We start from the raw sequence: 9,921 nt of genomic DNA, 5'->3' as shown, positions 1-9,921 counted from the left end.
GGGCAGGCGATCAGTTCGTCGGGGGAACGTAGCCCTGCGCGACGTCAGCGCCCTCGCCGAAGAAATGCTTCTCCATCTGGCGCGCCAGGTACTGGCGGGCACGGGCATCGGCCAGGTTCAGCCGGTTCTCGTTGACCAGCATGGTCTGCTGCTTGAGCCAGGCGGCCCAGGCTTCCTTGCTGACGTTCTCCCACAGGCGTTTGCCGAGTTCACCGGGGTAGGGCGGGAAATCGAGCCCTTCGGCCTCTTTGCCGAGCTTGATGCACTGGACCATGCGTGCCATTTGGATTGCCTTCGTGTGGGTTGCTTAGTTGATTTCGCTATTTAGAACTGAGAACTCGGTCGTTCCAGTTTCTTTATGCGCTCTTCAGAATTCGCAGCTTCACTGTTATGCCCTCCTGAGCACAAGACCATGAGCTTTCGCCGCGACTTTATCAAGCTTTCCCTCGGCGCCGCCGCTGCCGCCAGCATCGCCCTGACGGCATTGCCGTCGTTCGCGCAAAGCGTGACCTTGCTCAACGTGTCCTACGACCCGACGCGCGAGCTCTACGTCGACTACAACAAGGCCTTCGCCAAGCACTGGAAGGGCAAGACCGGCCAGGACGTGAGCATCAAGCAGTCGCACGGCGGCTCCGGCAAGCAGGCGCGCTCGATCATCGACGGCATCGACGCCGACGTCGCCACGCTGGCGCTGGCCGGCGATACCGACGCGCTGGTCAAGCATGGCGGCCTGGTCAAGGCCGACTGGCAGAAGCGCCTGCCGCACAACTCGGCACCGTACACCTCGACCATCGTCTTCCTCGTGAAGAAGGGCAACCCCAAGGGCCTGAAGGACTGGGACGACCTGGCCAAGCCCGGCGTGCAGGTGATCACGCCCAACCCCAAGACTTCGGGCGGCGCGCGCTGGAACTACCTGGCCGCATGGGAGTTCGCCAAGCGCAAGTACGGCGGCGACGCCAAGGCCCGCGAGTTCGTCGGCAGCCTCTACAAGAACGTGCCGGTGCTCGACACGGGTGCGCGCGGCTCGACCATCACCTTCGTGCAGCGCGGCGTGGGCGACGTGCTGCTGGCCTGGGAGAACGAGGCCTTCCTGGCGCTGAAGGAATTCGGCCCCGACAAGTTCGACATCGTCGTGCCCTCGGTCAGCATCCTGGCCGAGCCCACGGTGACGGTGGTCGACAAGGTGGTCGACAAGAAGGGCACGCGCGCCGTGGCCGAGGAATACCTCAAGTACCTCTACTCCGACGAAGGCCAGGACATCGCCGGCCGCAACTACTACCGCCCGACCTCCGACAAGGCCAAGGCCAAGTACGAGAAGCAGTTCCCCAAGCTCACGCTGTTCACCATCGACCAGGCCTTCGGCGGCTGGGCCAAGGCGGACAAGGAGCACTTCGCGGACGGTGGCTCCTTCGACCAGATCTACACGGCGAAGCAGAAGTAACCAGCTCGCCCCCAGGCTCCCCGCACTTCGTGTCGGTACGCCAACCCCCTACCGGGGGCGGGCCGGCCGCCCCCTGAAAAAGAACCACCTTCGAACGAAAGCAATCGTGACTGTTCTCCTGATTGCCGGCAGCCCGTCGGCGCCTTCGCGCTCGGCCGTGCTGCTCGATGCGGTGGCCGCGCGGCTCGCGCTGCGCGACGTGCCGGCCGATCGTCTCGCGATCCGCGAGTTGGCAGCACATGCGCTGCTGCTGGGCGAGGCTTCGCATCCCACCGTGCAGCATGCGGTCGAACAGGTGCGGCGCGCCGACGTGATCGTGATCGCGACGCCTGTCTACAAGGCGGCCTACAGCGGCGTGCTCAAGGTCTTTCTGGATCTGCTGCCGCAGTCCGCGCTCAAGGGCAAGACGGTGCTGCCGCTGGCCACCGGCGGCAGCCCGCACCACATGCTGGCGCTCGACTACGCGCTGCGGCCCGTGCTGCAGTCGCTCGCGGCACGGCACATCCTGCCCGGCGTGTATGCGACCGACGGCCAGGTCACGCTGCAGCCCGAGGGCGCGTACCAGCTGCAACAGGAGCTCGCCCAGCGGCTCGACGATGCGGTGGAGACGCTGGCCAGCGAAGGGCTCAAGCTGCCCGCCACCAGCGGGTTCGAGCCGGTGCCCTTCTCGCGCGTGCGATGTAGCGTCTGAGCCCGGGCCGGCCGGCCCGGCGCGAGAGCGCCTCCCCCTTCTTTTTTCACATTGGTTTTTCGCCGCCGGCGCGCGGCGCGGGACAACTCACGCCTGAAAGACATCCGCCATGAACCCTGTCAGCACCGAAGACCTTGCCATCGATGCGCCGCCGCGTCCGCTGTGGCGCGCGCTGCGCGACCTCGCCGTCAGCGTGGTCGTGGTCGCCGCCATTGCGCTGATCGTCGGCTTCATTACCGCCACCTGAGCCGCTGGCTCCATCCATCGAAAGCATCACCATGACATTGCATTCATCGAAGCGCCGCCAACTGGTCCAGGGCGCCGCGGCCGCGATCGCCTTGCCTTCGCTGGCGGCACTTGCCCAGGCGCCGGCGCGGCAGTTGCGCATCGGCCATCAGAAAGGCGTGCTGAGCCTGCTCAAGGGCCGCGGCACGTTGGAGAAGCGGCTGGCACCGCTCAAGGTCTCGCTCAAGTGGACCGAGTTCACGGCCGGGCCGGTGCAGCTTGAGGCGCTCAACGTCGGCTCGATCGACTTCGGCGACGTCGGCGAAGCGCCGCCGATCTTCGCGCAGGCCGCGGGTGCGCCGCTGGCCTATGTGGCGGCGACCGTGCCGCGCCCGCAATCGGAAGCGGTGCTGGTGCCAAAGGGATCGGCGATCCGTTCGGTGGCCGACCTCAAGGGTAAAAAGGTCGCACTCAACAAGGGCAGCAACGTCCACTACTTCCTGGTCAAGCTGCTGGAGAAGCACGGCCTCGGCTACGGCGACGTGAACCTCGCCTTCCTGCCGCCCTCGGATGCGCGCGCCGCCTTCGAGAAGGGTTCGATCGACGCCTGGGTGATCTGGGACCCGTTCCTGGCCGCGGCGGAGAAGACGCTCGAAGCCAAGGTGCTCGCCGACGCCACGGATGTGGTGGGCAACCGCGCCTACTACTTCTCCTCGCTCGGCTATGCAGAGAAGAACGCCGACGTGATCCGGATCCTGACTGAGGAGATCGACAAGGTCGACCAATGGGGCCAGGCCAACAAGAGCGCGTTCGCGGCCGAGCTTTCGCAACTGTGGGGCATTCCGCAGCCGGTGGTCGACGTCGTGGTGGGGCGCGCGAAGTACGGCACGAGGCCGATCACCAAGGCGGTCCTGGCGGAGCAGCAGAAGATCGCCGACACATTTTTCTCGCTCGGGTTGATCCCCAAGAAGATCAACGTGCTCGATGCAGCGGCCGCCGGTATTGCCTGACAGCGCGCTGTTGCGGCTTCGCGCCGTGCGGGTGCTTCGCACCACGGCACTGGCGTGGGGCCTGCGGCGCCTTCTATTCGCCATCTGATCGAGATCACACCATGCAAGTCTTCTGGTTTCTTCCCACCCACGGCGACAGCCGCTACCTCGGCACCACCGAGGGCGCGCGCCCGGTCGACCTGGCCTATCTGCAGCAGGTTGCCGGCGCGGCCGACCAGCTCGGCTACGAGGGCGTGCTGATTCCCACCGGCCGCTCCTGCGAGGACCCGTGGGTGATCGCGGCCAGCCTGATCGGCGCGACGCGGCAACTCAAATTCCTGGTCGCGGTGCGGCCCGGGCTGCACCAGCCCAGCCTGGCCGCGCGCATGGCCGCGACCTTCGACCGGCTCTCGGGCGGGCGCGTGCTCGTGAACCTGGTGACCGGCGGCGATCAGTCCGAGCTCGAGGGCGACGGCGTCTTTCTCGACCATGCAGAGCGCTACGAGCAGTCGGCCGAGTTCATCCGCATCTGGCGCGAGATCATCGCGCGCAGCCATGAAGGCCAGAGCTTCGACTACGAAGGCAAGCATCTGAGCGTGAAGGGCGCGAAGCTGCTGTACCCGCCGACGCAGAAGCCTTATCCGCCGGTGTGGTTCGGCGGCTCCTCGGCGGCGGCGCACGAGCTCGCGGCGGAACAGGTCGATACCTACCTGACTTGGGGCGAGCCGCCCTCCGAAGTGGCAAAGAAAGTGGCCGACGTTCGCGAACGCGCCGCACGCAAGGGCCGCACGGTGAAGTTCGGCATCCGCCTGCACGTGATCGTGCGCGAGACCGAGGAGGCGGCGTGGAAGGCTGCCGAAGAGCTGATCAGCCGCGTCGACGACGCCACCGTGATCCGCGCCCAGGCCGCCTTCGCGCGCATGGACTCCGAAGGCCAGCGCCGCATGGCCGCCTTGCACGCTGGTGGTGCCAGGCGCACGCGGGCCGAGCTCGAGATCGCGCCCAACCTCTGGGCCGGCGTGGGCCTGGTGCGCGGCGGCGCCGGCACGGCACTGGTGGGCGATGCGAAGACGGTGGCGGCGCGCATCGAGGAGTACGCGGCGCTGGGCCTCGACAACTTCATCCTCTCGGGCTACCCGCACCTCGAAGAGTCCTACCGCTTTGCCGAGCTGGTGTTCCCGCTCTTGCCGCGCAAGCGGCGCCCGAGCCTGCCGGGCGGGGCGCTGACCGGTCCCTTCGGCGAGGTCGTCGCCAATCTCGATGCGCCTTCGCGCCTCGTTTCGCAAAGCTGATCAAGGCAAAGGACTCTCTTCATGACTGAACAAGTGCAGCCATTGCCGGTCGCGGCACCTTCGCTGGGCTCGGCGCAAGCCTTCGGGCTCGGGGTCGCCAAGCGCCTCGTGCCCTGGCTCGTGCCCGTGGGGTTGATCGTCGCGTGGCAGATCGCCTCGTCGCTCGGCTGGCTCTCCACCCGCGTGCTGCCGGCGCCGATCGACGTGGTCAAGGCCGCGTGGTCGCTGGCCGTCTCGGGCGAACTGTGGACCCACGTGAGGGTCAGCGCCGGCCGGGCCTTGTCGGGCCTGGCCATCGGCGGCGGGCTCGGCCTTGCGCTGGGCCTGCTCACCGGCTCGGTCAAGTTCTTCGAGACCCTGCTCGATTCCACCATCCAGATGGTGCGCAACATCCCGGCGCTGGCGCTCATTCCGCTGGTGATCCTTTGGTTCGGCATCGACGAATCGGCCAAGCTGTTTCTGATCTCGGTGTCGGTGTTCTTTCCGATCTATCTCAACACCTTCCACGGCATTCGCAACGTGGACCCGCAGCTGATCGAGATGGGCCGCACCTACGGGCTCTCGCGCTGGCAGCTCTACAAGGAGGTGATCCTGCCGGGTGCGCTGTCCTCGATCCTGGTGGGCCTGCGCTTCTCGCTCGGCCTCATGTGGGTGATCCTGATCGTGGCCGAAACCATCTCGGCACAGGCCGGCATCGGCTATCTCACGATGAACGCGCGCGAGTTCCTGCAGACCGACATCGTGCTGGTGGGCATCCTGCTCTATGCGTTGCTCGGCAAGCTGGCCGACGTGTTCGCCCGCGGGCTGGAGCGCTGGTGGCTGCGCTGGCATCCGGGCTACCAGGCGGCGAAATGAAGGAGGAGGGCGAGATGACTTCTCTCACTCGGCGCGCCGCGCTCGGCGCATTGGCTTCACTGGCCGGTGGCATGGCCTATGCGCAAGGCGCGGCCCCGTCCACGATCCGCATCGGCTACCAGAAGTCGTCGACGCTGACCGTGGTGCTCAAGACCCAGGGCACGCTGGAGCGGCAGCTCGCGCCGCTGGGCGTCAAGATCAGCTGGCACGAGTTCACCAGCGGCCTGCCGTTGCTCGAAGCGCTCAATCTCGACAACCTCGACTTCAGCGCCGACGTGGCCGACACCGTGCCGGTGTTCGCGCAGGCCGCGGGCGCGAAGCTGACCTTCGTCGCGCAGGAGGCGCCGTCTCCGGCCGCGCAGGCGATCGTCGTGCGGGCCGATTCGCCCATCCAGTCGGTGGCCGATCTCAAGGGCAGGAAGGTCGGCTTCGCCAAGGCGGCCGGCGTGCACTACCTGCTGATCGCCGCGCTCGACAAGGCCGGCCTCTCGTTCAAGGACATCGAGCCCGCGTACCTCACGCCGGCCGACGGCCGAGCCGCCTTCGAGCGCGGTGCGATCGATGCCTGGGTCGTGTGGGACCCGTTCCTCTCCGCGGCGCAGCGCCAGTCGAAGCTGCGCGTGCTGGCGGACGGCACCGGCATCGCGTCGTACCAGCGCTACTACCTGGGCGGAACGCCGTTCGCGAACGCGCGTCCCGACGTGCTGCGCGTGCTCTACGGCGAACTGCACAAGGCCGGCCTCTGGGTCAAGCACAAGCCCGCGGAAGCGGCCGCCCTGCTGGCGCCAGTGTGGGGGCTCGATACCGCCACGGTCGAGCATGCCAATGCGCGGCGCAGCTACGCGGTGCGTCCGGTGGTGGTTGGCGGCCTGGCCGAGCAGCAGCGCATCGCCGATGCCTTCTTCGCCGAGAAGCTCCTGCCCAAGAAACTCAATGCGCTCGACGTGGCGCTGTTCAACCCCGGAGTCTGAAAAAACATGAGCGCCATCCTCCAGCAAGGCTTTGCCGGCGTGCGGCTCGAAGCGCGCGGTCTCCACAAGCGCTACGGCACGCGCGAGGTGCTGCGCAACACGCAGCTCACGATCGAGCCGGGCCAGTTCATCGCCATCGTGGGCCGCAGCGGCTGCGGCAAGAGCACGCTGCTGCGCCTGATCGCGGGCCTCGAGGAAGCCTCCGAAGGCGGCCTCTACACCGACGGCAAGCCCGTCGACGGGCTGCACGACGACACGCGGATCATGTTCCAGGAGGCGCGCCTCCTGCCGTGGCGCCGCGTGCTCGAGAACGTCACGCTGGGCCTGCCGACGGCGGCGCGCGTGCGCGGCGAAGAAGTGCTCGCGCAGGTCGGCCTGGCCGACCGCAAGGCCGAGTGGCCGGCGCGCCTGTCGGGCGGGCAGCGCCAGCGGGTCTCGCTGGCGCGTGCGCTGGTGCATCACCCTCGGCTGCTGCTGCTCGACGAGCCGCTGGGCGCGCTCGATGCGCTGACGCGCATCGAGATGCATCGCCTGATCGAGAACCTGTGGCAGCGTCACCGCTTCACCGCCCTGCTGGTCACGCACGACGTGCAGGAAGCCGTGGCGCTGGCCGACCGCGTGATCCTGATCGAGGACGGCCGCATCGCGCTGGACGAAAACATCGCGCTCGCGCGGCCGCGCTCGCAGGGCGATCCGGCTTTCGCGGCGATCGAGAAACGCATCCTCGACCGCGTGCTGCAGAAACCCGATGGCGAGCCGGCCAACGACACGCGCTGGGCCGACGGGCCGGCGCACGTCCTGCGCTGGGCGGTCTGATCTTCTTCTTCCTTCTTTTTCAACAGGAGTCCCTCCATGTCCATCCAAGCCATCAACGTGCGCAACCAGTTCAAGGGCAAGGTCCGCGAGATCATCCGAGGCGACGTCGTCTCCGAAGTCGACGTCGAGACCGCCTGGGGCATCGTGACCTCGGTCATCACCACGCGCTCGGTCGACGAGCTGCAGCTCAAGCCCGGCTCCGACGTGGTCGCGCTGGTGAAATCGACCGAAGTGTCCATCGCCAAGCTCTAAACCCTTCCGACGCCGCGTTTGCTCCCGATGCCGCAACAATGTGCGGAAACAAGGAGCAAGCCATGGCCGGATTCGATGTAAGTGAAATCGTCAGCGCGCTGCACGAGGTGCGCGACGAATGGCGTGATTCCCAGAAGCGTTCGCGCGAACCGGGCAGCCGCGAGTTCCCCTCGCGTGATGCGCTGGCCAGCATCGTCGAATCGCTGAAAGGCGCGCTGTTCCCGATGCGGCTTGGGCCGCCCGACTTGCGGCACGAGAGCGAGGACTTCTACGTCGGCCACACGCTGGACTCGTCCCTGCAGTCGCTGTTGACGCAGGCCCGGCTGGAGCTGCGCTACAACGCGCGTCACCAGCCGCGCGATGCGGCCGAGATCGATGCGGAGGCGGGGGAGGCGGTGCGCGCTTTCGCAGCCGCGCTGCCCGGCATTCGCCGCCTGCTCGACGGCGACGTGATCGCCGCCTACCAGGGCGACCCGGCCGCGCGCAGCGTCGACGAGGTGTTGCTGTGCTACCCCGGCATCCTGGCGATGATCCATCACCGCCTCGCGCACCAGCTCTACGACCTGGGCCTGCCGCTCTTGGCACGCATCGTGGCCGAGCTCGCGCACGGACAGACCGGCATCGACATCCATCCGGGCGCGCAGATCGACGCCGGCTTCTTCATCGACCACGGCACGGGCGTCGTGATCGGCGAGACCACGGTGATCGGCAAGCGCGTGCGCCTCTACCAGGCCGTGACGCTGGGTGCGAAGCGCTTTCCGACCGATGTCGACGGCAACCTGCAGAAGGGCCTGCCGCGCCATCCGATCGTGGAAGACGACGTGGTGATCTATGCCGGCGCCACCATCCTGGGCCGCGTGAACTTGGGCAAGGGCGCGACCATCGGGGGCAACGTCTGGATCATCGACGACGTGCCGGCCGGCGCCAGCGTGACGCAGGCGAGCCTGCAGAACGCGCCGCAGCACCGGCTGCCGTGATTGGGCTTTCCGGAAAAGGTCATAGGCGCTTCGGATAATTCCTGGCGCTTCCCGTCAACCCCGTTCAAAAGGAGTTTTCATGAGCCAGACCCGAATCGCCGTCATCGTCGGCAGCCTGCGCAAGGATTCGTTCAACCGCAAGCTCGCACTCGCGATCGCGCACCTCGCGCCCTCGGACTTCAATTTCGAGCACCTGCGCATCGACGACCTGCCGCTCTACAACCAGGACGACGACGGCAACCAGGCGCCCGCGGTCAAGCGGCTCAAATCGGAAATCGCCGCGTCGCAAGGCCTCTTGTTCGTGACCCCGGAATACAACCGCTCGTTGCCCGGCGTGCTCAAGAATGCGATCGACAATGCCTCGCGACCCTACGGCCAGAGCGCCTGGGCCGGCAAGCCGGCCGGCGTGATCGGGGTGTCGGTCGGCGCCATCGGCACCGCGGTCGCGCAGCAGCACCTGCGCAACGTGCTGGCCTACCTCGACGTGCCCACGCTGGGCCAGCCCGAGGCCTTCTTCCAGAACAAGGAGGGCCTGTTCGACGACAAGGGCCACATCGCCGAGGGCGGCACCAAGAAGTTCCTGCAGACCTGGGTCGGCAAATACGTGGCCTGGATCAAGAGCCACGCATAGTTCTTCTGCAATGCCTCAGGCGGCGAGGGCGGCGACGTCCTGATTGGCGGCTTCGCCCGCCACGTTGGAAATGTCGGCGCGTGCGGCGCCGAGTGCGGCCGCCTTCGGCGCTTCGCCCATGGCCAGACCTTCGGCGCGCACGAAGCGCACGTCGGTGACGCCGAGGAAGCCCAGGACCACCTTGAGGTAGCTTTCCTGGTGCTCCATCGCCTGGCCGCCTTCGCTGGTCGAGTAGATGCCGCCGCGGGTGATGGCGACGATCACCGTCTTGCCGCCGGCCAGGCCCACAGGTCCCTTCTCGGTGTACTTGAAGGTGCGGCCGACTTGCGCGATGCGGTCGATCCAGGCCTTGAGCTGGCTCGGGATCGAGAAGTTGTAGAACGGCGCGCCGATCACGACCACGTCGGCCGCGAGAAACTGGCTCACCAGCTTTTCGGAGACGGCGTTCTCGTTGCGCTGGCGTTCGGTGAATTCGGTGCCTGCCGGCGCCCGGAAGCCCAGGGAGTGGGCATCGAGGTGGCTGGGGGCGGAAACCGCCAGGTCCAGGTAGTCGACTTCGGTGCCCGCGTGGTTGCGGCGCCATTCGGCCACCACTTCGGCCGTCAATTGACGCGAGACGGAGTTGTCGCCCAGGACGCTGGAATCGATGTGCAGCAGTTTCATGATCTATCGCTCTCTTTCGATGTTTGCGCCGGCACGGAAGCGGTCGGCATGGGAGATAGTCTATTTTTGAGTCGACTGATTGATAAGTCGGCAAAAGTGACACAGATCGTCCTGTTGG

General features: G+C 67.0%; 13 protein-coding genes. 11 read left to right on the top strand and 2 right to left on the bottom strand.

All coding sequences use genetic code 11. From position 1 onward, the window contains the following. Nucleotides 1-10: 10 nt before the first annotated feature. A complete protein-coding gene (locus BLS74_RS19370) occupies nucleotides 11-283 on the bottom strand; it encodes an oxidative damage protection protein (protein WP_093108778.1) in 273 nt (90 codons plus the stop codon). 129 nt (nucleotides 284-412) lie between these two features. Between BLS74_RS19370 and BLS74_RS19365 the strand changes: the two genes are divergently transcribed. The 11 genes from BLS74_RS19365 (at nucleotide 413) to BLS74_RS19320 (ending at nucleotide 9,140) form a co-directional block, all read left to right on the top strand. After that, nucleotides 413-1,441: a sulfate ABC transporter substrate-binding protein gene (locus BLS74_RS19365; RefSeq protein ID WP_093108777.1), complete on the top strand. Its 1,029-nt coding sequence runs from the start codon at nucleotides 413-415 to the stop codon at nucleotides 1,439-1,441. Between the two features lie 106 nt (nucleotides 1,442-1,547). After that, on the top strand, nucleotides 1,548-2,132 hold the full coding sequence (gene ssuE / locus BLS74_RS19360) for an NADPH-dependent FMN reductase (protein WP_093108776.1): 585 nt from the start codon (nucleotides 1,548-1,550) through the stop codon (nucleotides 2,130-2,132). Between the two features lie 109 nt (nucleotides 2,133-2,241). Further along, nucleotides 2,242-2,379, top strand: a complete 138-nt coding sequence (locus tag BLS74_RS34480) for a hypothetical protein (RefSeq protein ID WP_170855655.1) — start codon at nucleotides 2,242-2,244, stop codon at nucleotides 2,377-2,379. Between the two features lie 31 nt (nucleotides 2,380-2,410). Next, entirely contained in the window at nucleotides 2,411-3,367 is a 957-nt protein-coding gene (locus BLS74_RS19355; protein WP_093108775.1) for a sulfonate ABC transporter substrate-binding protein, read from the top strand. A gap of 101 nt (nucleotides 3,368-3,468) precedes the next feature. After that, nucleotides 3,469-4,638: an FMNH2-dependent alkanesulfonate monooxygenase gene (ssuD, locus tag BLS74_RS19350; RefSeq protein ID WP_093108774.1), complete on the top strand. Its 1,170-nt coding sequence runs from the start codon at nucleotides 3,469-3,471 to the stop codon at nucleotides 4,636-4,638. A gap of 21 nt (nucleotides 4,639-4,659) precedes the next feature. Then, nucleotides 4,660-5,493 (top strand): aliphatic sulfonate ABC transporter permease SsuC, encoded by an 834-nt coding sequence (gene ssuC, locus BLS74_RS19345; RefSeq protein WP_093108773.1) that lies wholly within the window; start codon nucleotides 4,660-4,662, stop codon nucleotides 5,491-5,493. A 14-nt stretch (nucleotides 5,494-5,507) separates the two neighbouring features. Further along, the gene (locus tag BLS74_RS19340; protein WP_093108899.1) at nucleotides 5,508-6,464 is read left to right on the top strand and encodes an aliphatic sulfonate ABC transporter substrate-binding protein; all 957 of its coding nucleotides are present in this window, start codon (nucleotides 5,508-5,510) and stop codon (nucleotides 6,462-6,464) included. 6 nt (nucleotides 6,465-6,470) lie between these two features. Continuing rightward, nucleotides 6,471-7,280 carry an ATP-binding cassette domain-containing protein gene (locus BLS74_RS19335; protein ID WP_093108772.1) on the top strand — a complete coding sequence of 270 codons (810 nt, stop codon included), beginning with the start codon at nucleotides 6,471-6,473 and terminating at the stop codon, nucleotides 7,278-7,280. 36 nt (nucleotides 7,281-7,316) lie between these two features. Continuing rightward, the gene (locus BLS74_RS19330; RefSeq protein WP_028250350.1) at nucleotides 7,317-7,532 is read left to right on the top strand and encodes a TOBE domain-containing protein; all 216 of its coding nucleotides are present in this window, start codon (nucleotides 7,317-7,319) and stop codon (nucleotides 7,530-7,532) included. Nucleotides 7,533-7,594: 62 nt separating this feature from the next. Then, on the top strand, nucleotides 7,595-8,509 hold the full coding sequence (gene epsC, locus BLS74_RS19325; RefSeq protein ID WP_093108771.1) for a serine O-acetyltransferase EpsC: 915 nt from the start codon (nucleotides 7,595-7,597) through the stop codon (nucleotides 8,507-8,509). Nucleotides 8,510-8,588: 79 nt separating this feature from the next. Then, nucleotides 8,589-9,140: an NADPH-dependent FMN reductase gene (locus BLS74_RS19320; RefSeq protein WP_093108770.1), complete on the top strand. Its 552-nt coding sequence runs from the start codon at nucleotides 8,589-8,591 to the stop codon at nucleotides 9,138-9,140. 15 nt (nucleotides 9,141-9,155) lie between these two features. Here the strand turns inward: BLS74_RS19320 and BLS74_RS19315 are convergent, their stop codons facing one another. Next, on the bottom strand, nucleotides 9,156-9,803 hold the full coding sequence (locus BLS74_RS19315) for an FMN-dependent NADH-azoreductase (RefSeq protein ID WP_093108769.1): 648 nt from the start codon (nucleotides 9,801-9,803) through the stop codon (nucleotides 9,156-9,158). Between the last annotated feature and the right edge of the window lie 118 nt (nucleotides 9,804-9,921).

Source organism: Variovorax sp. CF079, assembly GCF_900101545.1.
Classification (GTDB): Bacteria; Pseudomonadota; Gammaproteobacteria; order Burkholderiales; family Burkholderiaceae_C; genus Variovorax.
Note: the sequence above shows the minus strand (reverse complement) of the source record. Positions and strands in the feature narration are given on the sequence as shown.

What these genes read in the sequence shown, in the direction of transcription:
- BLS74_RS19370 (WP_093108778.1), bottom strand. Translation starts at nt 283, where the DNA reads ATGGCACGCATGGTCCAGTGCATCAAGCTCGGCAAAGAGGCCGAAGGG.
- BLS74_RS19365 (WP_093108777.1), top strand. Translation starts at nt 413, where the DNA reads ATGAGCTTTCGCCGCGACTTTATCAAGCTTTCCCTCGGCGCCGCCGCT.
- BLS74_RS34480 (WP_170855655.1), top strand. Translation starts at nt 2,242, where the DNA reads ATGAACCCTGTCAGCACCGAAGACCTTGCCATCGATGCGCCGCCGCGT.
- BLS74_RS19355 (WP_093108775.1), top strand. Translation starts at nt 2,411, where the DNA reads ATGACATTGCATTCATCGAAGCGCCGCCAACTGGTCCAGGGCGCCGCG.
- ssuD (WP_093108774.1), top strand. Translation starts at nt 3,469, where the DNA reads ATGCAAGTCTTCTGGTTTCTTCCCACCCACGGCGACAGCCGCTACCTC.
- ssuC (WP_093108773.1), top strand. Translation starts at nt 4,660, where the DNA reads ATGACTGAACAAGTGCAGCCATTGCCGGTCGCGGCACCTTCGCTGGGC.
- BLS74_RS19340 (WP_093108899.1), top strand. Translation starts at nt 5,508, where the DNA reads ATGACTTCTCTCACTCGGCGCGCCGCGCTCGGCGCATTGGCTTCACTG.
- BLS74_RS19335 (WP_093108772.1), top strand. Translation starts at nt 6,471, where the DNA reads ATGAGCGCCATCCTCCAGCAAGGCTTTGCCGGCGTGCGGCTCGAAGCG.
- BLS74_RS19330 (WP_028250350.1), top strand. Translation starts at nt 7,317, where the DNA reads ATGTCCATCCAAGCCATCAACGTGCGCAACCAGTTCAAGGGCAAGGTC.
- epsC (WP_093108771.1), top strand. Translation starts at nt 7,595, where the DNA reads ATGGCCGGATTCGATGTAAGTGAAATCGTCAGCGCGCTGCACGAGGTG.
- BLS74_RS19320 (WP_093108770.1), top strand. Translation starts at nt 8,589, where the DNA reads ATGAGCCAGACCCGAATCGCCGTCATCGTCGGCAGCCTGCGCAAGGAT.
- BLS74_RS19315 (WP_093108769.1), bottom strand. Translation starts at nt 9,803, where the DNA reads ATGAAACTGCTGCACATCGATTCCAGCGTCCTGGGCGACAACTCCGTC.